This is a genomic window from Prevotella communis (assembly GCF_022024175.1).
Taxonomy (GTDB): domain Bacteria; phylum Bacteroidota; class Bacteroidia; order Bacteroidales; family Bacteroidaceae; genus Prevotella; species Prevotella communis.
The window spans coordinates 186,839-211,534 of the sequence record NZ_CP091794.1 but is presented as its reverse complement, the minus strand read 5'-3'; the positions used below and the strand labels follow the sequence as shown (position 1 = coordinate 211,534).

The following is a 24,696-nucleotide window of genomic DNA, read 5'->3' as shown; positions in this document are numbered from 1 at the left end:
GCACAGACACTGGAAAAGTATTACTTTTGCACGGCTAATGCTAAAAACGATGAAACCAATGTTACGAAAATTACCCTTTGTCCTTGTCTTTATTCTTTGTTCCCTTACCAATAGTTGGGGCGGGAATGATTTCCAGTATCGGCATATCGGCATGGAGGATGGACTGACTTCCAATACCGTACGTCATATTACTCAGGACAAATATGGATACATGTGGTTTGGCACTGACAACGGCCTCTGCCGCTACGATGGTATCAAAGTGCAGCCCTACCGTATAGCTGAAAACAAGAGTAATCAGTATATCACCGCCTTGCTCCCTATTGACGAGGGTCTCCTTGTTGGCACCGAGGGTGGCGTCTTCCTACTCAGATACGACACTGATGGCTTTGAACGTCTGCCTATCAATATTCATTCTGCAGTCACCTCCCTGTCAATAGACAAAGAAGGCAATCTCTGGATGTCAACCAACCAGCAAGGCATCTGGTGCTACGCTATTAACAGCGACAAGAAGGAAGTTCGTCATTACGATTTCCTTCAGACGAATGGGTATGTGTCACAGGTTTTTGCTGACAATGCCAATCAGATATGGGCTGTCACCAACTGGGGAAGCTATGGTGTGAGCCGCCTGAACCGGTTGCATGCGAAATTCGAGCGAATATCCTTCAATTCACCCGTCCCTTACAATTCCCTATGCATGTTGCAGACCCATGACGGACGCCTATGGCTTGGCACCTGGCAAAATGGTCTTATGCTCATGCATAACGACGGCCATCTGGAACAAATGCTTCCCGAAGGTAGTGCCACCCATATCCATACGCTTTTCGAACGCCCCGACAATACCATCTGTATTGGTTGTGACGACGGACTGATTTGCTTCAATCCCAACACCCGTCAATGGAACCGCCTGTGGCAACAGCAGTCACAGCGAGACCGTTTTGTATATGCCATCACCGACGACAACGAAGGAGGTCTCTGGATAGGCACATTCTATGGAGGCGTCAATTATGTGTCACCCATAGGCAAGCGGTTTGACAGTTTTACTACGGACAACGGACTGAGAGGTAACGTTATCTCCCGTTTCTGCGAAGATCACGAAGGAAACGTGTGGGTGGCCAGTGACGATGGTGGTATTATGTGCTATTCACCCAAGCAACAGGCATTCATCGACTATGCCCACCAGGACGAACTGAGCACGGTCAATGCCCATGCCCTTGCCCTAAAGGGCTCAGACTTATGGATTGGCACTTATACCAGAGGTGTCTATGTCTTAAACACCACCACAGGTCAGCTGCGCCACTATGACTATAACCAACTGAGAGATGCCAGTTCCTATGCCATCTGCCATGACAGCAAGGGGCGCACATGGGTTGCCACAATGGAAGGATTCAACCTCTATCTCCCTGAGGCCGACAATTTCCAGCATATTGGTTCCACCAATGCCCTTGCCATTGACATCGACGAGGACGACAAGCACCGTATATGGCTGTCTACCCAGGGAGCGGGCATGTGGTGCTATTCACCCGATAGCAAGGAGTTTAAGCAGTATCTCCACGATGAGGACGACAAGTACTCACTACCCAGTAACCAGGTAAACTGCACGATGATAGATGCCAGTGGACGTCTTTGGATAGGAACGCTGGAAGGTCTTTGCTATTACGATATAGCCAAGAAACAGTTCAACAGGGTAGAGCTATCGGTAGAGACTGGTAATGTGATGAGTATCATTGAAGACCAAGGCGCATTATGGCTGTCTACTGAGCGCGGCATCGTGAAATACGAGCCTCAGAACCTAAACCCCAAATCTGCGGTTTCGGACCTCAACTGCCAGCGTTTCACACGCCACGACGGACTGGTCTGCGAACAGTTCCAGCCTAATGCCGGCATCAAGACCAGTGACGGACGCATCTTCTTTGGTGCGGTGAACGGCTTCAACGCCTTCTTCCCTTATCAAATCAAGGCCAACCGTACGATACCTCCTGTCTATATCACGGCTCAGGAGGCACACAACCAGATGATCTTCTCATTCGTGGCACTCAGCTACTGTTCACCAGAAAAGAACCAGTATGCCTATATGCTCGAAGGATATGACAAAGAGTGGAACTACGTAGGCAACCAGACACGCGCCACCTACGCCAACCTGCCTGCAGGTACCTATACCTTCCGTGTGAAAGCCACCAATAATGATGGTATATGGAGCGATAAAGAGGCAACCATCACGATTGTTGTACCACCTCCCTTCTGGTGGACATGGTATGCCAAACTCTTCTATCTTCTGTTGATTGGATTCATTATCTGGTATTACGTTCACGTCCGGCTGAAGCGAGCCGAGAAGCGTCATAAGTACGAGATGCAGCGCCTACAGGAGCAGAAAGAGAAAGAAGCACGCGAGGCCCGCCTGAACTTCTTCACGATGGTGGCCCACGAGATACGCACGCCAGTATCACTCATCATCGGACCGTTGGAGAAGATGAAGACCGACAATGAGGAACTGCGTATCATTGACCGTAATGCACACCGTCTGCTGGAACTTGTCAACCAGCTACTTGACTTCCGCAAGGCTGAGCAGCACATGATCGTAAGTGATTTCAAGCCACGCAATATCAACGAGCTGCTCCATGCCGTCTGCGAACGTTTCGAGCCCACCTTCCTGCAGAACGGCCGACAGTTCAAGGTGAATTATCCTGATGAGCACTTCACGGCCATCGTCGATGGAGAGGCCATCACCAAGGTGGTCAGCAACCTGCTCACCAATGCCAATAAATACAGTAAGAAGAACGTCACGGTAAGCTGTGTCGTTGAGCCCGACGAGGAACATTTCCGTCTCATCGTCAGCGACGACGGCGTGGGCATACGTGAGGAAGACCGCCAGCGTATCTTCGAACCTTTCTTCCAGGCCCAGGACAACAAGCCAGGCACTGGTATCGGCCTCAACATTGTGAAGCATATCGTAGATCTGCATCATGGTACCATCAGCGTTGACTCAGAAGTAGGACAAGGCTCCACCTTTACCATCTGCCTGCCTGTCAGTCAGGAGGTAACAGAGAACGGAGAGTTGAAAACGGAGAACGGAGAACGGAGAACGGAGAGGTATGATTACACTCAGGACGGACATTCTAATCAGACCTCTCAGTCCTCAACTCCCAGCTCTCAACTTCCCCGTCTCCTCATCGTCGACGATTCCGAGGATATGCTGGAATTCCTCAGCAGCAGTTTCAGTCAGCAGTATCAGGTCACGACAGCCCACGATGGTATTGAAGCACTCGACCTGCTGTCCAAACATGAATACGACCTCATTATCAGCGACTGGATGATGCCCCGTATGGATGGTGCAACCTTCTGCAAACAGGTACGCAGCAATCCCCTTACCAGTCATATCCCCCTCATTATGCTCACGGCCAAGACCGACGAACAGTCGAAGGTGGAAGGAATGGACGTCGGTGCTGATGCCTACATCGAGAAACCCTTCTCGCTGCAGTATCTTGAGGCCTGCATCCGCAATATCATTGCCATGCGCAGAAAACTCATTGAGAAGTTCTCCAGTGAGCCCACAGCCCCTATCACCGAGATTGCCAGCAACCCCACCGATGATAAATTCCTGAAGCAGATGACCCAGATTATCGAGGAGAATATTGCCAATAGCGACTTGTCGGTGAACCTCCTGGCCGAACAGCTTGGCATCAGTCGCAGCGGTCTCTTCGCCAAGATAAAGACCCTGGCAGATGTCACGCCCAACGAGATGATACAGATTATACGTCTGAAGCGGGCAGCCCAACTGCTCCAGGAAGGTAAATACCTGGTCAGCGAGGTGGGTTATATGGTAGGTTTCTCAAATCCCTCCTACTTCACCAAGTGCTTCCAGAAGCAATTTGGCATCAAACCAGGCGACTATATCAAAAAATAGTTGTACCTTTGCAGAAACTTTTTTGAACAGGAAAAATGAAACAAGTATATATACTTATGGCCGTAGCCATGCTGCTGACTGCCTGTGGAGGCGGAAAGAAAACGATGTCAGAAACAGAAAAGCCCGTAGGACCGCAGTTCTCTGCCGACTCCGCTTATACCTTCTGTCAGCAGCAATGCGACTTCGGTCCTCGCACAATGAACAGTGAGGCTCACGAACAGTGTGGACAATGGATTGTTGAGAAGTTCCAGGGCTACGGCATGGATGTGACCGAACAGCGAGCCACACTTAAAGGTTTCGACGGCACTCCCCTTCAGAGCAATAATATCATTGCACGCTATCAGCCAGAAAAAGAGCAGCGTATCCTGCTCTGTGCCCACTGGGATAGTCGTCCCTGGGCTGACAACGACCCTGACGAAGCCAACCACACAAAACCCGTCATGGCTGCCAACGATGGTGCCAGCGGTGTTGGCGTGATGTTAGAGATAGCCCGTCTGCTTCAGGCAGACACCTGTCTATTACCTGTAGGTATAGATTTCGTTTGCTTTGATGCTGAAGACTGGGGCAGTCATGACGACAACGACTCTTGGGCGCTGGGCGCACAATATTGGTCAAAACAATTTAAATCTCAAACCTCCAATCTCAAACCTCAAACCTATCGCTATGGCATCCTGCTTGACATGGTAGGCGGACAAGGTGCCCGTTTCTATCAGGAAGGCTATTCGAAGTATTATGCCAACCACGTGGTGAAGCGTGTATGGAAGGCAGCAGCTATCGCAGGCTTCAGCAGTTATTTCCCACAGGAAGACGGTGGCGGCATTACCGATGACCACGTACCCGTGAATGAAGTGGCAAAGATTCCCTGCATTGATATCATCAACTACTACCCCGACTGCGAAGAGAGTAGCTTTGGCCCCACATGGCATACCGTTATCGACGATATGGACCACCTGGACCGCAACACGCTCAAAGCCGTCGGTCAAACCCTGATACAAGTACTTTACACGGAAAAAGACTAACGTCTTAACTCCTTTAACTCCTTGACTCCTTTAACTCCTCAAGATCTTATAGTTGACCGGCCTCAACCATCAGTACCACGCGCTCTGTCAGGCGGTCGGTACCCTCTGCGTCATACCCTTTTTTCAATGAGGCACCAAACATCCAGGCAAATGCCTGCCACATGCCTGAGCGCACAGGACCGATAAAAGCCTGCATTGCCTCATAAGCCGTAGAGTGGCACTCACGGTCCACAAGCTTAATCAGCAACTTACCCTGTGAGAACGTCAGTTTCTTCATCTGAGGCTTATACTGCTTCACCACCGACTGTTCCACGCGTTTCAGGTGTGCCTTGCGCTCCTCTGGTGGCAATGTCTCTGTAAACTCAGCCGTCTCAATAATAATCTGACGCGCCTGTTTGGCTAAGGGCAGCACCTTCTTTACATTCTTCACCAGTCGTAGATATGCCTGTTGCTGACGCTTGCTCTTAAACGTCAGTTCGGGATACACATAGACATTCGACATTTCCATATATTGTATGGAATCGCCATCTACCAGCGTCTTGCCCACCTTCACCGAAGGCACAAACGTCGGCTCACCTATCTCATCCTGTGCCGAGGCCGTCAGCCCCACCAAGATGCCCGTCAACAGTATCGTGATGCGTTTCATGCCTGCAAAATTACTATATATAAATGAATAACAAGTCAAAAATTAAGAATTATTATGTACCTTTGCACCTATGAAACAATGTTGCCTCGTTATTTTGATGATTTGGAGTATCACAGTCTCTGCCCAACAAGAGCGAACATGGGAGGACGTATGGCAGGAGACGATGACACCAGAAGATATGGAAGACATGGATGAGGCATGGGAAGATTACCACGGATATCTGCAGCAACTGGCCGACCATCCCATAGACCTGAACCATACAAGTCGCGAGGACCTGGAGCAACTGCCGTTTCTATCTTTCCAACAGGTGATGGACATCATTGAGTATCTGGACAGGTATGGGCCGATGCGCTCGCTGAACGAGTTGAAGATGATTGGCTCGCTCGACTATCAGCAGATAGCCCTGTTGCCTTTTTTCACCTATGTGGGCGAAGTATCCAGGGAGCAACCCCACTTTCCCTCCTTTCATAACATCATGAAATACGGCAAACACACGGTGATGGCCACAGGCCATGTTCCCTTCTACGAACGAAAGGGCGACCGAAACGGCTATCTGGGATACCGCTATCGTCACTCTTTGCGCTATGAGTTTCACTATAGTTCCTACGTCAAGGCTGGCATCATTGGCGCACAGGATGCCGGCGAGCCCTTCCTTGCCAACCAGAACAGCATGGGCTATGACACCTATTCCTATTACCTTCAGCTGAAGAAACTGGGTATCCTTGAGAATGCTGTCGTAGGAAAATACAAGATGGGAGCAGGTATGGGACTGATACTCAACACGAGTTTCAAGTTGGGTAAGCTGACCACGCTACAGAACATGGGCCGACAGCCCAACACACTCAGGGCACATGGTTCACGTTCGGAAGCCGACTATTTCCAAGGGGCTGCAGCCGTCGTCAGACTTTGCAAGCCACTGACACTCACCACCTTTGTCTCCTCTCGTCCTATCGACGCCACACTAAATGACGACGGCTCAGCAAAAACGCTGATTACCAGTGGCTATCACCGTTCGAAGGATGAGATGAAAAAGAAATACAACACCCATCTGTCGGCCTACGGCGGCAGCATCAGTTATCGACTAAACGGACTGCATTTCGGGGCGAATGCCGTCTATTCAACTATTGACCGCACCCTGCGTCCCAAAACCTCGGAAACCTATCGCCGCTATTATCCCCAGGGCGACAACTTCCTGAATGCCAGTGTGGACTACGGTTACCTGCACTATCGCTTTTCCATCAACGGCGAGACAGCCATCAACAAGGACGGCGCCCTCGCCACCGTCAACGCCCTGACCTTCCGGTCATCAGGCGACCTGAGCCTCATAGCCATCCAGCGTTTCTACAGCTATCGGTACAATGGTCTGTATGCCCACGGTTTTGGCAACACCACACGCACACAAAACGAGAGTGGCCTGTACCTGGGAATCACGTGTGCCCCTCTCACCCATCTGGTCCTGCAGGGATATATAGACTACGCCTATTCCCCCTGGCCCCGCTATCAGGTATCACAGGACTCACATACGTGGGATATGCTGTTGCAAGGCACATGGCAATGGCTGGACTGGACCGTTCAGGCACGCCATCGCACCCGCCTGCAACAGAAAGACGGCAGCGACAAAAACAGTCTGATACCCTGCAACGAGCACCGCACTCGACTCAGCATCACCTATTCCTCAGAAGCCGGTTGGACGTCTAAGACACAGGCCGACTATATCTATTCGGTATATAAAGAGATGTCGCAAGGTTGGATGATCAGTCAGCAGACAGGCTATCAGCAGGCCAACTGGCAAGCCAGTCTGTCGCTGGGTTATTTCGATACCGACAGTTACGCGGCGCGTATCTATCTCTACGAACGACAGTTGCAGCACGAGTTCACCTTCCCGTCCTTCTATGGCAACGGCCTGCGACTGTCTCTCTATGCACACGTCAGCCTCAACGACCACCTGCGATTAGCCACCCGTCTGGGCTACACCAACTATTTCGACCGTTCATCCATCGGCACCAGCCTGCAGGAAATCGCACAATCACACACCACCGACCTGGACATCCAACTGCGTTGGAAGTTCTGATTAAAACGAAAGGGGCTCTCTACAGGCCCCTCTCGTTTTTCTCTTTCATACATACTTCCAAAACTTTCTTCGCATCTCGTTGTAATGTCTTGGCCCATCGCAGCCCTTCCCCATGGTCACCATAAGCTATAATGTTGACATCTGTTTGTATAACAATGCTGCTAATCTTTATTGCATCGTCATATTTGCCATTATAACACAAGGCATTAGCATAGTCGTAAGCCACCAGCATGTCTGTGGGTTCCTGCTCATAGGCCTCTTCTGCATATCGTAACGATTCGGCATATCTCTTCATGTCAGCCAGATGTTCTGCGAGGAGCGTCTTTAGGTAATACTCACGTGGAAACTCGCGACTTTTCCTTTTCAGGTATGACACCAAAGCCTGCTCGTCAGATTTCTTCTTGGCGAGCATTCTGTTTATCCTATTCCACTGCTTTGGAGATACCCAACCAATATCATCATCCTCTGAGGAGGAGTCTGGTATAGTACAATAGGTGAGCCCCAAAAGAAATTCCTTCGCTTCTTTCAGGGTGAAATCACTCTCCAAGCCTTTTCGCCTGCAAGCAAGGTGCTTTTCCATCTGTTCCTTCGCCTCTGCCATTCTATCAAGAGAATCGAGACACATAGCCTTGTAGAATCTGGCGTCATTCATCACAGATTGGGCCCATTTTATGCCCCATCCCTTATCAGCCACAGATGATATGTCTGCACAGAGTAATTTGTCCCATACTTCGATTGACGCGGAGTTATCTTCTAATGACCACAGGATTTGTCCCAACGTAAAGAGCATTAACGGATAGTCTGAGTCAATCTCTTTTGCTTTCATCGCAAAAGTCAGAGCCTCCTCGTCTTTTCCGAGGTTCCACAGTACGCCCGCCATTTGCGTGAGCAGATAGACATTATCCGGCTCTGTCTGCAGAGCCTTCTTCAGAAGTCGTTTTGCCTTCGCGAATTCTTTATGTTTTATCAATGTAACGAGTTCTTTCATCACTTATCTATCACCAGATTTTAGCAATTCAACTAGCTTTGAGCGCCCTTCCAGTACCTGCTTTCTAAAGAGAGGATAATCCTCGTAGGCATACAAGATTGTCTGATCCTCCTGATGATTCAGGAACTTCTTTAGGATGGACTTTGAAGCTTCGTCATCACCTAGTAATGTATAGCAGGTAGCCTGACTCAACGTCTGAGTCGCATCGCTAGGATTCTTTTTATAATCATCGATTGCCTTGTGCAGCAATACTGAATACCTGTCCATGTCATTCTGCAGGTAAGCACCAAATGCTTCGTACTCCAAACGTCTAGCATCATCTTCTGGCAATAGTCTCATTGCCAGTCCCTGGTTATAATAGGCATCTCTTACCTTTCCTATACTTGCCAACAAGTTGACCTTTTGCTGATAAAGCATGAAAAGAACGTTCGTGTCTTTTTCCAAACGAATCATACTATCACACTTCGCAATGTCTTTCATTACGACTATCGAATCTTCTGCAGACAGACAAGCCTCTACATTTCCTTCTGTCACCGTACAAGAATCCAACTGACGTTCACCTCTGTTCACATCAGCATTTTTGCAGCTTGCAAAGATAACAAGTAATAAGAGAAATCTTATGGGTTTCATTGTTATTTCAATTTAAAGTTCTTTTCCACAGATGCAGCGGGACAGTACCTGTCATCACGTTTTTTCTTCGACATGGTGATTAATCCTTAACATATCCTATATAACGGAGATAAAGGGCCTTTATTATAAAACCCGCTGATCTCTTGATTCATTACTGTTTCTTCTTTATGACATCCATAATAAAGTCCTTTTCGTTTGAATTAAAAATAAAATGCACATTATGTTGTGAATAATTTTTCCTTTCTTCACAAGAGTCAACTACGATACCAAGATATACTGACAACTCATGAAAAGGCATTTGCGTAATGCCTTGATGATATATATTTATATACCTCTGCTCTATCCAATGAAAGTCACAATAAAGATCCCATAATGCATCCCAATTAAAGCCAAAATAAGGAAAAGCCAATTTACTATTCAACTCTTCAAAAAGACCATCTTTAGAATCCACTACTAGTATATCAGCATAATAACTGCTAGAATCTGTTGGATGTAGAAACTCTGATACAAAACTAATTTCACTCATATTTTTCATAGACGCCATAACTTTTACCCGTTTTCATTTTATAAACAATCCTTTCTGGTTGGAACAAATCAGGTGGACAGGTCTTTGATTTCTTCAAATAGATTTCCATACATTTATTGTTTTGCCAACTTATATATAACAGAGTATGTCAGTCCGCTAATGCGTGACATTTGTCGAGGACCAATGCGGATTTCTTGCATAATATAACGGAGAGATGAGGTGTTTATTATAAAACAGTATCTGTCCCGCTGATTATTACTAATTAGAAATCATCTTCGTATTGTATCGTAAATCCCATCTTCTCTAATTCATTATAGGAAAGGATGAAGCGTTTGTCACAAACGTCGTCTGCTTCATAAAAAGACTTATTGTCATACATGTCCATCGTAGAAGACTTGATGATAAGCATCTGCAAACCATCATATAAGTACCTCTTTTGAAAATCTATTGCATCTTTCTGACCAGCGTCTAGAGAAACAAAATAATCTTTATACCGAAATGAACTAGATTTTAAGCTATCTCCTTTTGGAATATTTCTCCCAAATTCAACAGCATAATAAATCTTTTCTGACGAATTATTACATATTGTCACATCAACATGTTCTTCATTACATTTTTCTGTGCAAGAGCATAAGAGCAAACAGAAAAGATACATTATGAAATTTATCTTTTTCATACTTTTTTTATTCTATTTGTTTTCTATAGATGCCACGGGGACAAGAAAGAGCGAGAACTTAAATGATTGCTTTCTTCATTCTAATCTGAATTAGTATCTTATATTCCTATCACAATCGCCATCCTTATTCTTTACTGTCATCCACCTGCGATACAGTTTCTTTGCACGGATCTCATCCCATGAATATTGTTTCACATCCTTCCATTTGACTAAGAAGAAATAACAGGTGTCTTGACTTACAAACAAAGCATCTGCGTCTGTCACACATGAAGAGTCAGGAGAAACATAATCATTGTCTTTAATGGTTATTCCCTCCCATTGTGCAATGCCGGCAGAACCAAGGTTGTTATCAGCATGTCTGTAGAGTGGCGACAGAATAAAAAGCATGCTGTCAATACAATCATAACGGGAAACGCATATTAACAACGTATCATTTGTTATATTCTGAAAAATAGCAGCATGTCTTGAGCTGCATATTGGTGGTATACATGACAAAATCGTGCAAAAAACAATAATGATAACCACCAGACGAGTTCTGAAATCACAAGAGTGCCACGGGGACTGGCACCTTTTATTATACTCTTTCTGCGCATACCTCATGATGTTGCAGAAAAATGAAAGCAATAAGACTATAAATCCTCTGAAAGATTTCATAGCGTAATATTTTAATGTTTTAGTTCTGGTTATTATACTTTTTGCAAAAATAAATATAATAGTTTGTATCTCAAAGCGTTTTAACAATCTTAACATGAAATGCCTGAAATGCCACGGGGACAGTATCTGTCATCACGTTTTTTCTTCGACATAGTGATTAATCTTTATATATCCTATATAACGGAGATAAAGGGCCTTTATTATAAAAATCAAAGACCTCTGTCCCGCTGATCTTATCGCCCAACTTGAAGAGCGCATGCAGATTTTGCAGAGAACAATCCTGTATAGGAAAAAAACTGGAGAGCATAACGAGCATCACTCATATTTTTTGCGATTTAAAACGGGTATAGGCGCACAGTTGTTTGCGTATGGGCGCACAACCGTTTGGGTGTAGGCAAACGATGGAGAGCAGCCGTTTCTTCCCCTGCTACACCTAGGTTTTTCCCTGCGAGAACTAATACGGGCACTTACTAGAACTAATACTAAACGCTGCAAGTACACAGAACGGTTACATGGTTACAGCTGTAACCATGTAACCATTTTGCTATTACGGATACTATTACACGTATGCAAGATATTGAATATCAACATATTACTATGAATTTTACCATATCTTCATACTTTAGCGGTTACATGGTTACAGCTGTAACCATGTAACCATAATGTAAATAATCGACAAAAAACTTGGAAGTTAGTACTATTTTTTGGTACTTTTGCCACAAAACATTAATATGGATTTTTTGGAGTATAAAGGCTATAAAGGGAGTGTTGAGTACAGCAAGGAAGATAACTGTCTATTTGGAAAAGTTCAGGGAATGAGTAAGGCGCTGATTCTCAGATGCCACGGGGACAGGTCCCACTGATTATTTAGTCAAAAAATAACCTGGACATTTTCTTTTTATTATAATTTGAACATTTATCGTACGGAAGAACTCGTTTTTTGTAAATATACCCAATATACACACCGTCTTCTCCTGAGTAAACTCTATACCAATCACTACCAAAGATTGGTGTGTATAAAAAGACTTCATTCGTTAGCAACTTAGACGTTATCCGAGATTTTATAGATGGTTTCTCTCTAACATAGGTAAAGCCATCAGGGTCATTAATAACTGCAGGCAATACCATTTTTTCGTCTTCATATATAAGATGCTGTCCTTTGCTGTCATAGATGCAATTAATATCATGGTATTTGAAACTGCGAGGCGGTTCTATTGACACCATAAAATATAGAGCCCTGTCACCTAAATGAAGTTCTACAACGGAATCTAAGAGATTTCCATAACTAAATACACGAGCATTTGTGATTGCTGTAATAATAATGCTATCATTCTTGCCCTGATATAGTTGCTCAACAGGATAAGTGCAAGTTCCGATTTCTATGGTTTTCAACTGTCTCGTCTCTATACAATTATAGAGATCATATAAACAGTCTTTACAAGATTGTTGCGCATATGCAAAGCTGTCACGGGGACTGGTATCTGTTATCACTCCATTATACTCCTTCTGGGCATGCACCATGATGCAACAAAAAGATGAAAGCAGTAATATCGCAAATTCTCTGAAAGATTTCATCGGCTTAATACCTTTAATGTTTAAGTTCTGGTTATAAAATCTTTCGCAAAAATAAAGAGAATAGTTTATATGTCAAAGCGTTTTAACAATCTTAACATAGCAACTCGATGAGTTAGTGGTCGTAACTCGTTGATCTCAGCATACACCCCACCCAATCTCAGAAAAGGCCTTTATATAAAAGGAGAACGGAGGGGTTAGTGTTGTGCTAACAGTAACCCCAACACTACACCTAACACTAACCCCAACACTACACCCTCGTCATTCAGGCCATTTTGAGGAGCAACTCGTCGTTTCTCTATTAGCAACACGTCGTTTCACTACTCCTTAACCTTCGTTTTTTACTGCTTAACTTGAGAAATATTACTGGCTAGTTAGGAAAATTTTACTGCTTAGTTAGAAACCATAGGTTAAGGCATCCTAAGTCAGGGACAAAGGCATCGTAAACCTATAATTTGGAAACAGGAAACCATTGAGTTGCGATAAAAATCAAAGAACAGCATATGGCTAGATGAAAAATGTCCAGACACCATGGAAATACACAAAAAATGCCGTCTGTGTAATATGATGTAATCGAAAATTTGCGGTTTTACGGAAAAACTTCTACTTTTGCAGCGTCATGACAAAAGAACATTAAAAACTTAAAATGTAAAGATTATGAAGAAAATCGCTTTTTTGTTGCTTGTAGCCCTGCTGAGCACAACAACGATAACGGCACAGAAGACCGTAATATCAATGAACCAGTCGAAAGAAAAGGTATTCGACGTTGTAGAGAATCTGCCCGAGTTCCCTGGAGGCCAGGACAGTTTGATGAGTTTTCTTATGCACACCATAAAGTATCCTAAGGAGGCTATGGCTAAAGGTATACAGGGGCGCGTTGTTGTAAAATTCATCGTTGAGAAAGACGGACAGGTAAGCACTCCGAAGGTTGTACGCTCTGTGTATCCCGCACTCGACGAAGAGGCTCTGCGTGTGATTCGCTGTATGCCGAAATGGAAGCCTGGCAAGCAGAATGGAAGAGAAGTACGCGTATTTTTCACCCTTCCCGTCACTTTCCGAATGAAATAAACTCATGCAGAAGACCTTTTCCATCATAATAATGATATCTCTCTTCTTGGCAGGCTGTTCACACGAGCAGCCTTGCCAAGACTCTCTCTTGCAGGCAGAGCGAATCATAGACCAGTATCCAGACTCAGCCATGCTGCTCCTGGCTCCTCTCAACACAGACTCGCTCGCCACCACGCAGGACAGCGCCCTTTACGGACTTCTCTTCACGGAAGCCATCCACCGTAAGGGCCTCACCTTCAACAACGACACGCTCATTGCCCAAAGTGAGAAATATTACAGAAACGTCGGCAACAACGATTGCAGATTAGCCCGAAGCCTGCTCCATCACGCTATCGTACTCTACAGTCAGCAATCCTATGCCGAGGCATTCGCACTCATCAAGGAGGCCGAAGAGATGGCTGCACAGCTTGGCGACCCCGCTTTCTGCTACGAACTGTATGCCGTACTTGGCGATATGTACGACAACGCCTACGACAAGACAGCCACTCTGCACTACTATCAGCGTTCGTTGGATGCTGCCAGACAGGCACGCAACGACCAGTGGGCAGCCCGAATGCTCAACAACATGGCTACCACTTTCGACCAGTTGGAAGAACGCGACAGTTTCATGTACTACATGCAACAAGTGGAACCACTACTTCCTAAGCTCGACGGTGTGATTCGGGCTGTTGCGCTTTGCAACATGGGAAGCTACCAATTAAAGGAGGGCGACACAATAGCAGCCAAACAGAGCCTACTACAGGCACTTAAACTGACATATCTAGACAAAGCCAACTATCTGCTGGCCAATATTGCCAAAGGTGAGGGTGACTTTAACAGAGCCACCAACCTGTGGTATCAGACATTACAGGCGGAGGAGCTGGACCTACAAATCAAAGCCCACGAACAGCTCATCAGGCATTTTAGCCAACAACAGGACTTCCGCAGGAGCAGCGAACTGTCGCAGCGTCTGAACGATCTCTATCGCAGAAGTAGCGAACTGAGCGACCGTACTGGTATTCACGGTATGCAACAGCAGTACGAGCGTGCACAGGCTGAGCAACGCCAGTATCGGCTCGTCATCATCTTATTAGGCATCGCCTCACTACTATTGTTACTGTTGCTATCGCTCAGCTATTACCACCGATGGCGCATCCGGCATTACAATCAACTGGTAAGCGATATATCCATACAACTCACGGACATGGAACAGTTGCGGCAGAAACTGAATCAGCAACAGCAGACCGACCAGCAACAGCAACTGCTTGCAGCTGACATCATAGCCCGGCTGCGTACCTTGGCACAACGTGGCCAACCAGCATCTGAAGCTGACTGGACGGCTCTCGTGGAGGCCTACCGACAGCATTGTCCGCAGTTCCTCACGATGCTTTCATCCATCAACAGCCTGCAGTCGCGCGAACTCAACGTCTGTCTGCTCATCCGCCTGCGCTTCCAGCCTTCTGAGGTTGCTGTGCTCACAGCCTCATCACCCCAGTCGGTCACCAACCTGCGTGTGCGTCTGTTGCAGAAGGTATTTCATATACAGGGTGGTGCACGCGATTTCGACGAGCACTTAAGATCAGCGGGACAGATACATAATTCTCTTTGATTGCATTCGTTTTTTTCAAAAAAGGCTCAGTAATATTTGCAAGGTAAAAAGAATTTACTTACCTTTGCAGCATGCATTGTATTAAACATTTCCTAATCACAATATTTTTCATAGCTGTTTGCGCATGCAACGATCATCAGCAGATGCTGAGTCAGTTGGAAGAACTGGAACGACAAAACCTTGCAGGCTCCTTGATGACCAACGACACATTGGCCATTAGCCTTTGCGATTATTTCGACAGTCATGGTACCCCAAACGAACGTATGCGCGCAAAATATATCCTTGGTCGTACCTACTATTGCCTTGGCGAACTTCCTCATGCCCTGGAGTTGTATTATGAGGCTGCTGATTGTGCAGATACTTTGGACATCAACTGTGACTACGCTAAGTTAAGCCGTATTCATGCGCAAAGTGCTAATATATTTCATAAAGAAGTACAGCCTCGTAGCGAATTGAAAGAACTAAAACTTGCAGAATATTATGCCTGGAAAGGGAAAGATACATTAATGGCAATAGAATGCTATGCACAGCGAGCTGACGCTTATGATTATTTACATAAACACGATTCCATTATATTTATTCAAGAACATGCGGCTCAATTATTTACAAGCATTAATAGGCATGACCGGGCTGCTCAGACCATAAGTACAACCATCTTATCTTTAATAAATATTGGAGATCTAGATAAAGCTCGAAAGTATTGTAATTTGTATGAAAGCAATTCAGGTTTCTTTGATAATGATGGAAACATTGACGAGGGCTTGGAAATATATTATTATATAAAAGGTCAATACTATTTAGCGGTTAACAAGGCTGACTCTGCAGAATATCTATTCCGTAAAGAACTTCGCATAGGTAAAGATTTAAATAACCAGATAGCTGGATGTAAAGGGCTACAGGAGGTATTTATCACCAAAAATAATTCTGATTCTATAGCTAAATATGCAAATCTCAGCTATATTCTAAACGATTCTGCTTACTCATTATCTGAAATGCAGAATATTCAGAAGCTACAATTATCATATAACTACAACCATCATAAGATTCTTGCAGAGAAAAGCGAGAGAAGGGCTGAGAAAATCCAACATCTTTCTCTTTTTTCGGTTATGGCCCTCCTGCTAATAAGCATTCTCCTATTTATGCGTTATAGATCAAAGAAAGCAAGACAACTTGCAGAATATAGAACAAACTTAATTGCCTTAGAGAAAGTACAGTCAGAATTGCAGGATTTATGTGGTGGAGATGCTGACATCAGTACAATTATTTCCAAGAGAAATACTGAGATAGCAGAGTTGCAAACAAAAATCTCTGAATTCCAAAAGCGACTTTCCAAAACTATTGATCCTGCATTGGAAGATAAAATACTTGAAGCAAAAGTCATTCAACGATTCCATGAGTATTTAGAGTCAAATCCAGTTCAGGAAGCAACAACAAGCGATATCCGCGAACTTAAAAATCTTATTAATGAATTGATTCCCAATTTTTATGGGGCGCTTAACTCTTCAACCCCATTACGCGCAATCGAATACGAAGTATGCCTTTTGATACGCTGTCACTTCAAACCAGCCTCCATTAGCAAACTCTTAGGTAGGGATGATGCATACATTTCAAATATCAGAAGGAGATTACTAAAAAAAATATATGATACAACAGGCAATCCCAAAGAGTTGGACGACAGGATTTTGAGGATAATATAAGCCTTTCGTTTCCTTTAAATATCATTTTGACAAGTTTTGAAAGGTGTTTTAAATACGGATAACTATCTACATGTACAATATGTGTAGTATCTTTGCACCCGACAAGGCCTGTCACAATTTATTAAAGGTAAAAAGATATTTAAAATGATATCATTAGGTAAGATAAGATTGTTTTTCTTTATACAATTTCTATTAGTCCCCCTGTGCGCATTTGCGCAGGGGGAACTAAAAGAAGAACGTGCCGATACAACCCTTCAGTTGCGTGAAGTGGAAGTTGTGGGTGACAACCCCCTCCTACATCCACAGATGAGCATGGTAATGCTACAAGGTGCTGAGATAGAAAGGCGTCCGCAGATGCTAGGCGAACCAGATATATTACGTGCCCTTCGTAGTGAACCTGGCGTAAGTGAAGGCATAGAAGGCCTCTCTGGATTATTGGTAAGGGGAGGCGAGAGCGACCAGAATCTATTCTTACTACATCATCTGCCACTCTATCAGGTCAACCATCTAAGCGGTTTGTTCTCAGCTTTTAACGTCGCTATGGTTGACAGAGTGCAATTCTTGAAGTCCGACTTCCCTGCTAACTATGGTGGACGTCTGTCTGGCATCTGCGACGTAACCCTACAGGAGTCGGACTTCAGACAATTTCATGCAAAGGCCACGCTTGGTGCGCTTGCAGGAAATATTTTCATGACAGGCCCTATCATTAAAGACCGCATGGGTATTACCATCGGTTTCAGACGCTCATGGGCTGGATTTCTGACAGATAAATTAGTGGATAAAGTAAACAGCATGAAGGTTGACGATGGAAACAGTCAATCTAATGGCTATTATTTTCTGGATGCCAATGTAAAACTAGACTATAAGATAAGTCAACGGCTAAAGGGATACACTCACTTCTACTATAGTACAGACCGTATGAGTATGGGGGATGAGGAATCGTACCTGCAAGAGGATAGTGAGAGTGCATACACGGAAACTGACCAAATGAGACTGAAATGGGGCAACTTTGGTGTTGCTACCGGACTGAACTACACTCCTAATGCTGGGCAATATTTGGAATTAAATGCTTATGTTAGCGATTACACTTCACAATTTATTCTAGATAACAACCAGCAAAAAAATGACAACTACACCTTCAGTCATAAGACCAATGATAATGGAATTACCGATATGGGGCTTTCTGCACAGGGTAGCCTCAGCATAGGTCAGACGATAGTGATTAGAGGTGGTGTTGGCATGATTCACCACCGTTATCGCCCTGAAAGGCTTTGTATTAGTAGCAACATACAGGCCGATGAGGCACTTCTTAGTACACCCAATAGCATTGTGCATGCTAATGAGATATCAACCTGGATTCACAACACCTTTATGTTGACCCACAGACTGCAGACTTCAGTTGGCCTTCGCGGAGTGATATATGCGTCACAGCACAAACACCACAAGATGCTTGAACCTCGTGTCAATGTATGCTGGCAGGTACACGACAGGATGAGCATTAAGGGAAGCTATATGCAAACAAACCAGTTTGAACAACAGGTATCAAACAGTTTCATCAGCCTTTCTACAGATGCATGGCTACCTATTGGCAACATTTGGCAACCACTACGCAGTGACCAATGGTCAGTTGGCATCTATGGGAGTCCCTCTGCCAACTGTCGTGTTTCAATAGAAGGATACTACAAGACGATGCGAGGACTACTAGAATATCGCGACGGCATAGGTTTGTTTACAACCGATGAGTCGTGGAGCGATAAAGTTACTCAAGGTGATGGACGTGCATACGGAACTGATGTTAGCCTAAGCATGAGGAAGGGAAAGCTTACGGGTAACATTGCCTATGGTTTGATGTGGAACACAAGATTGTTTGATATGCTTAACGAGGGCAGACGTTTTCCTGCCAAATATGACAACCGCCACAAGCTAAATATCAATCTTAATTATAAGGCATCAACACAATGGGAATTCTTTATGGGCTGGACATTCATTTCAGGAAACCGTGTAACGCTGGCTCTTGAAAACTATGAACGCCTTGATAATGCAGGCTTTGGATCAAGCATAGCACCAATAGGAGTTCCCACAGCTAAATGGGGGGCCGACTTCTATACATCACGCAACAATGTCCGACTTCCCGATTATCATCGTTTAGATGTAGGAGTTAACTTCTATCAGCACTATCGCAACGGGTGGCAGGGCACATGGAATGTTAGTTTGTATAACGCCTATAACCGCGAGAATCCTGTAGTTATCACCAAGGAGATAAAGTGGACAGGACAAGGGGATACAAAAAGATTCAAGACTTATGGACTGCTATCTATTATTCCTTCATTATCATATACGCTGAAGATATAAAAAGATGACAATAAGATATTTTCATAATAGATTCATGAGCGAGCTGACGAAAATTGTACTATTTTTCGTGGCAGGATACACTTTTTCCAGTTGCGAGGAGACTATCGACCTGGATAAGTACAAGGGCGAACCGACATTAGTTCTCAATGTTGTAGCGAATACAGACACAACGATTATGGCTGACATATCAACCACATGGTTTTTTACGGACACACAAAAACCCAGTAGTTACACGAATCTCAAAGTAGAGTTGCTAATCAACGATCAACCTAAAGGTCTTATGCCATATAGCAATGGATTTTATCGTTCTGATGCACGACCGAATGCAGGCGATAGAATAACAATTCGAACTGTAGTAGACGGGAAAGAACTGACTGCATCAGATACAATACCACAAGGGGTGATCATTGACCAGATAGAGATAAAGAAAGAAAAAGTGCCTGGTCCTGAGAGCGTACAAGTGACGCCATACGAAATAATAAGATACGACTATGAGCTTGCATATACTTACAATATCTCATTTACGGACAAGGTTCCAGGAAATCACTATTATTTCGTATACATCTCGTCAGCCAATAATATGCCTATGGGTAATGTAGACTATTCCAAAGACCCGCATTTTATGTTGACCGCACAAGAAATCAACCAGAGTCTCAGTTCTTTAAAAACTATTTCAACCTACGGATTTCCATTCACCAATATTGGAGACTCCACACAGCACCATACCATCATGATGGAGGAACGGGGCGCACCCTTTTATTACAATCAGCCAGAAGGCTGTGAAAGGGTGATTACTATTTTCTCCATAACAGAATCTTACTACAAATATGTAATTGGTCTTATGGCCAATTCTGACATAACATGGCATGGTAACATGACAGAGAAGGGATTAGTACAGCCTGTGAAAATATTCTCAAATATACAAGGAGGAACAGGTATATTTGCTTGTTGCACTCCAACAAGAACAAAGGTTAGTCTACAGTAGCAGAGAACAATAAAAACAAAAAAAGGAGTTTTTGTTTTGTATTGTTCTCACTTATTCGTACCTTTGAGCTAACGCTCTTAGGTACTTGCGCTCGACAATAAAAACAAAAAAAAGGAGTTTTTGTTTTGTATTGTTCTCACTTATTCGTACCTTTGCAGTCGGAAATAATAATTCTTCTCAAAAACATGAAAGAACTAGCCCTGAAGTACGGATGTAATCCGAATCAGAAACCTTCCCGCATTTTTATGAACGATGGCACCGAACTGCCTATCGAAGTTGTTAACGGCCGCCCTGGCTACATCAACCTGTTGGACGCATTGAACTCCTGGCAGTTGGTGAAAGAGCTGAAACAGGCCACCGGTCTGCCCTCTGCAGCCTCTTTCAAACACGTATCACCTGCTGGTGCTGCTGTAGGTCTGCCCCTGAGCGACACGTTGAAGCACATCTATTTCGTAGATGACATCCCAGGCCTGGACGAGAGTCCCATTGCCTGCGCCTATGCCCGTGCCCGCGGCGCCGACCGTATGTCTTCTTATGGCGACTTTATCGCCCTGAGCGACACCTGCGACAAGACCACCGCCCTGATTATCAAGCGCGAGGTAAGTGATGGTGTCATTGCCCCCGACTACACTCCCGAGGCTCTGGAGATTCTGAAGGACAAGCGTAAGGGCACCTACAACGTGATTAAGATTGACCCCGCCTACAAGCCCGCTCCCGTGGAGACGAAGCAGGTATTCGGCGTTACCTTCGAACAGGGCCGCAACGAGATCCAGTTGGACGACCCCGCATTGTTCGAGAATATCCCCACACAGAACAAGACTTTCTCTGCTGAGGCTCGTCGCGACCTGATGATTGCCCTCATCACCCTGAAATATACACAGTCAAACTCTGTGTGCTACGTGAAGGACGGACAGGCTATCGGTATCGGTGCCGGTCAGCAGAGCCGTATCCACTGTACCCGTCTGGCTGGTCAGAAGGCCGACATCTGGTGGTTGCGCCAGCACCCCAAAGTGCTCGCCCTGCCTTTCAAGGAGGGTATCCGTCGTGCCGACCGCGACAACACCATTGATGTGTATATCTCTGAAGACGAGCACGACGACGTGTTGCGCGACGGTGCTTGGCAGCAGTTCTTCTCTGAGAAGCCCGAGGTGCTGACCCTGGCCGAGAAGAAAGAGTGGATTGCCAAGAACACCGAGGTAAGTCTGGGCAGTGATGCCTTCTTCCCCTTCGGCGACAATATTGAGCGTGCCCACAAGAGTGGCGTGCAGTATATCGCTCAGGCTGGTGGTAGCGTTCGTGATGACCATGTGATCATGACTTGCGACAAATACGGCATCGCCATGGCCTTCACAGGTGTACGTTTGTTCCATCATTAATCCTTTTATACTATGGTTGGCGAAGACGATTTTCAAAGCATTCTTGAGAATGGCATTTCTTTCGGAAGAGGTGGCGAACGCAAAGACCCCAACGAAGGAAAGGTGAAGACCAAAGCCAAGAAGAAAAAGTACATTACGGGAGCTCACGGCAGCGGTTCTGCCAGGCAAAAAGCCAAGTATCGCGAGCAACGAGCCAACCGTAAACACTGATTTTGTCGCTCATGCGACATATTGAATAACTTATGAAACATCCGACGCAGTCAATGCGCCGGATGTTTTGTATTTTTGCACGGTAGAACCATAAAACTATAAGCATTAACATGAAGACTAAAGTAATGATGGCCGCTTTATGCGCCTTTGCGATTCAAAACGTCAGTGCACAAACGCAATATCCCTGGCAGGATACAAAACTACCAAGGACCCAACGCGTAGAGAACCTACTGGGCATGCTGACGCCCGAGGAAAAGGTAGGACTCATGATGAACAAGAGCATCTCCATTGAGCGACTGGGCATACCGTCGTACAACTGGTGGAGTGAGGCCTGCCACGGTGTGCGTCAGGGTGACTATACTGTTTACCCCCAACCCATCGGTATGGCAGCTGCCTTTAATGCCAAACTGGTGTATGATGTCTTCTCGCAGGTAAGCGACGAGGCTCGTGCCAACTGGAACCGCTCTGACCACAGCGTGAAGCATGTGGGCATGGGCGAGACCTACTATCCTGGTAATCCCGAACTGACTTTCTGGTGTCCCAACGTGAACATCTTCCGTGACCCCCGTTGGGGACGCGGACAGGAGACCTGTGGTGAAGATCCCTACATGAATGCCGTGCTGGGCGTGCAGACCGTACTAGGTATGCAGGGAAACAACGACAAGTACATCAAGACGCATGCCTGTGCCAAGCACTATGCCGTGCACAGCGGACCAGAGCCTCTGCGCCACTCAATGAACGTAGAGCCCACCAACCGTGACCTCTGGGAGACCTATCTGCCAGCCTTCAAGGCCCTGGTGAAGAAAGGCAACGTGAGGGAGGTGATGTGTGCCTACCAGCGTTTCGAGGGCAAGCCCTGCTGTTCCAGCGACCGCCTGCTCATCGATATCCTGCGCAACAAATGGGGCTACGACGGACTGGTGGTGACCGACTGTGACGCTATCAACAACTTCTTTAACCGCGGTCAGCACGAGACCCACAAGGACCCTCTGTCGGCTACGGTGGATGCTGTGCTCAACGGCACCGACCTGGAGTGCGGCAAAGTGATGATGAACCTCACCGACGGTCTGAAGAAGGGCCTCATCAAGGAGAGCGACCTCGACAACCACCTGCGTAAGACGCTGATGGGACGCTTCGAACTGGGTATGTTCGACCCTGCCGAAATGCTGCCTTGGGCTAATCTCCCAGCCTCAACCATCAGTTGCGAGAAGCACGACCAACTGGCTACACAGGCTGCACGCGAGTCTATGGTGCTGCTGCACAACAGCGGCATACTGCCGCTCTCAAAGAGTATCAAGACGCTGGCCGTGCTCGGTCCTAATGCCGATGATGTGGAACTGCTGAACGGTAACTATGGCGGCACGCCTACCAAGAACCACCAGCACTCTTTGCTCGAAGGCATCAAGAACGCTCTGCCCAACACAAAAATCATCTACAACAAGGCTTGTGAACTGAATGATGAATATACCACCGTACACCATCTGCAGGAATTCAACGATGGAAAGGGTGTGAAGGTAGAGTTCTGGAACGACAGAAACACCAACTTCGAGAACCCCGTCAAGAGTGGATATTATAAGGAGTTGAACTTCTCTACCTTTGGTGCCTGGGGCTTTGCCGAGGGTATCACCAACGATAACCTGGCCGTACGCATCAGCGGTACCTATAAGGCTACCTTTACTGGCGAGATGAAATACACCCTCTCTACCGATAACGGCTATGTGCTGAAGGTGAATGGTCAGGTAGTTGAGGAGAACAAAGGCGGTGGCCGTCGTGGCTTCGGAGGCTTCGGACGTCGCGGTGGTGCCGACTATAAGTCGTTCAATGTGGAGAAGGGCAAGACCTACGACGTGGTGATTGAGTATCGTCGCGGCACAGGCAACTTCGCCATGTTGCGTGGCGACATCTGCGAGCGCAAACTGGCTGATTTCACCGACCTGGCTAAGGAGGTGAGCGTGGCCGACGCCATCATCATCATCGGTGGTATCTCTGCACGCATGGAGGGAGAAGGTGGCGACAAGCAGGACATCGAACTGCCCAAGGTGCAGCAGATGTTGGTACGTGCCATGCATAAGACCGGCAAGCCCGTTATCTTCGTGAACTGCTCTGGTTCTGCTATCGCATTCGGTAGCGTAGAGGGTGAATACGATGCGCTGCTGCAGGCGTGGTATCCTGGTCAGGGTGGCGCAAAGGCCCTGGCTGAGGTACTGCTGGGCGACTACAACCCTGGCGGCAAACTGCCCGTGACGTTCTATCGCTCTACAGCAGACCTACCTGATTTCATGGACTACTCTATGAAGAACCGCACCTATCGCTACTTCACCGGTGTCCCCCAGTATGCCTTCGGTTATGGTCTGAGCTATACCACCTTTGCTACCGGCAAGGGTAAACTGAGTGCTAAGAACATGAAGAAAGACGGCAAGGTGACCATCACCGTGCCTGTGACCAATACGGGCAAACGAGAGGGAACAGAGACCGTACAGGTTTACGTGAAGCGTCTGGACGACCCAGGTGCACCTATCAAGGCGCTGAAGGGCTTCGAGAAACTGACACTGAAGCCTGGCGAGACCAAGAAAGCTACTATCACCTTGGATGGCGAGGCCTTTGAATACTACGACGAGATGATCGACGAACTGGCTGTAAAGCCTGGTCGCTACCAGATTCTTTATGGCACGTCTTCACTCGATAAAGACCTGCAGGCATTTGACTTTACCGTGAAATAAAAATCCTACAAACTAAA

At 46.0% G+C, this 24,696-nt stretch carries 18 protein-coding genes; 11 read left to right on the top strand and 7 right to left on the bottom strand.

The genetic code is table 11. The annotated features are described in order from the left end of the window. Positions 1 to 58: 58 nt before the first annotated feature. The gene (locus L6466_RS00860; protein WP_237802356.1) at positions 59 to 3,901 is read left to right on the top strand and encodes a hybrid sensor histidine kinase/response regulator transcription factor; all 3,843 of its coding nucleotides are present in this window, start codon (positions 59 to 61) and stop codon (positions 3,899 to 3,901) included. A 35-nt stretch (positions 3,902 to 3,936) separates the two neighbouring features. After that, complete coding sequence (locus L6466_RS00855) at positions 3,937 to 4,920, top strand: M28 family peptidase (protein ID WP_237802357.1); 984 nt, start codon at positions 3,937 to 3,939, stop codon at positions 4,918 to 4,920. Positions 4,921 to 4,966: 46 nt separating this feature from the next. On the opposite strand, the gene L6466_RS00850 is transcribed toward L6466_RS00855, so the two are convergent. Then, the gene (locus L6466_RS00850; RefSeq protein WP_237793663.1) at positions 4,967 to 5,566 is read right to left on the bottom strand and encodes a DUF4294 domain-containing protein; all 600 of its coding nucleotides are present in this window, start codon (positions 5,564 to 5,566) and stop codon (positions 4,967 to 4,969) included. Positions 5,567 to 5,636: 70 nt separating this feature from the next. On the opposite strand from L6466_RS00850, the gene L6466_RS00845 reads away from it, so the two are divergent. Then, positions 5,637 to 7,637, top strand: a complete 2,001-nt coding sequence (locus tag L6466_RS00845) for a helix-hairpin-helix domain-containing protein (RefSeq protein WP_237802358.1) — start codon at positions 5,637 to 5,639, stop codon at positions 7,635 to 7,637. A gap of 19 nt (positions 7,638 to 7,656) precedes the next feature. Here L6466_RS00845 and L6466_RS00840 read toward each other — a convergent pair whose 3' ends face one another. The 6 genes from L6466_RS00840 to L6466_RS00815 form a co-directional block, all read right to left on the bottom strand. Next, the gene (locus L6466_RS00840; RefSeq protein ID WP_237802359.1) at positions 7,657 to 8,607 is read right to left on the bottom strand and encodes a tetratricopeptide repeat protein; all 951 of its coding nucleotides are present in this window, start codon (positions 8,605 to 8,607) and stop codon (positions 7,657 to 7,659) included. 21 nt (positions 8,608 to 8,628) lie between these two features. Beyond that, entirely contained in the window at positions 8,629 to 9,255 is a 627-nt protein-coding gene (locus tag L6466_RS00835) for a hypothetical protein (RefSeq protein WP_237802360.1), read from the bottom strand. A 151-nt stretch (positions 9,256 to 9,406) separates the two neighbouring features. Then, entirely contained in the window at positions 9,407 to 9,781 is a 375-nt protein-coding gene (locus tag L6466_RS00830; RefSeq protein WP_237813059.1) for a barstar family protein, read from the bottom strand. Between the two features lie 262 nt (positions 9,782 to 10,043). Further along, positions 10,044 to 10,457 carry a hypothetical protein gene (locus tag L6466_RS00825; RefSeq protein ID WP_237802362.1) on the bottom strand — a complete coding sequence of 138 codons (414 nt, stop codon included), beginning with the start codon at positions 10,455 to 10,457 and terminating at the stop codon, positions 10,044 to 10,046. A gap of 90 nt (positions 10,458 to 10,547) precedes the next feature. Continuing rightward, positions 10,548 to 10,844, bottom strand: coding sequence for a hypothetical protein (locus L6466_RS00820; RefSeq protein WP_237802363.1), 297 nt, complete (start codon positions 10,842 to 10,844; stop codon positions 10,548 to 10,550). A gap of 1,134 nt (positions 10,845 to 11,978) precedes the next feature. Continuing rightward, entirely contained in the window at positions 11,979 to 12,686 is a 708-nt protein-coding gene (locus tag L6466_RS00815; RefSeq protein WP_237802364.1) for an SH3 domain-containing protein, read from the bottom strand. Between the two features lie 654 nt (positions 12,687 to 13,340). On the opposite strand from L6466_RS00815, the gene L6466_RS00810 reads away from it, so the two are divergent. From L6466_RS00810 to L6466_RS00775, 8 genes are all read left to right on the top strand, one after another. Next, on the top strand, positions 13,341 to 13,751 hold the full coding sequence (locus L6466_RS00810; RefSeq protein ID WP_237802365.1) for an energy transducer TonB: 411 nt from the start codon (positions 13,341 to 13,343) through the stop codon (positions 13,749 to 13,751). 4 nt (positions 13,752 to 13,755) lie between these two features. Further along, positions 13,756 to 15,339 (top strand): tetratricopeptide repeat protein, encoded by a 1,584-nt coding sequence (locus L6466_RS00805; protein ID WP_237802366.1) that lies wholly within the window; start codon positions 13,756 to 13,758, stop codon positions 15,337 to 15,339. A gap of 143 nt (positions 15,340 to 15,482) precedes the next feature. After that, positions 15,483 to 17,036 (top strand): hypothetical protein, encoded by a 1,554-nt coding sequence (locus tag L6466_RS00800; protein ID WP_237802367.1) that lies wholly within the window; start codon positions 15,483 to 15,485, stop codon positions 17,034 to 17,036. A 312-nt stretch (positions 17,037 to 17,348) separates the two neighbouring features. Beyond that, a complete protein-coding gene (locus tag L6466_RS00795) occupies positions 17,349 to 19,388 on the top strand; it encodes a TonB-dependent receptor plug domain-containing protein (protein WP_237813057.1) in 2,040 nt (679 codons plus the stop codon). A 4-nt stretch (positions 19,389 to 19,392) separates the two neighbouring features. After that, the gene (locus tag L6466_RS00790; protein WP_237802369.1) at positions 19,393 to 20,373 is read left to right on the top strand and encodes a DUF4249 domain-containing protein; all 981 of its coding nucleotides are present in this window, start codon (positions 19,393 to 19,395) and stop codon (positions 20,371 to 20,373) included. A 185-nt stretch (positions 20,374 to 20,558) separates the two neighbouring features. Then, entirely contained in the window at positions 20,559 to 21,749 is a 1,191-nt protein-coding gene (locus L6466_RS00785) for a phosphoribosylaminoimidazolecarboxamide formyltransferase (RefSeq protein WP_237802370.1), read from the top strand. A gap of 12 nt (positions 21,750 to 21,761) precedes the next feature. Next, complete coding sequence (locus L6466_RS00780) at positions 21,762 to 21,959, top strand: hypothetical protein (protein ID WP_091853261.1); 198 nt, start codon at positions 21,762 to 21,764, stop codon at positions 21,957 to 21,959. Positions 21,960 to 22,069: 110 nt separating this feature from the next. Beyond that, positions 22,070 to 24,679: a glycoside hydrolase family 3 C-terminal domain-containing protein gene (locus tag L6466_RS00775; RefSeq protein WP_237802371.1), complete on the top strand. Its 2,610-nt coding sequence runs from the start codon at positions 22,070 to 22,072 to the stop codon at positions 24,677 to 24,679. Positions 24,680 to 24,696: the final 17 nt, after the last annotated feature.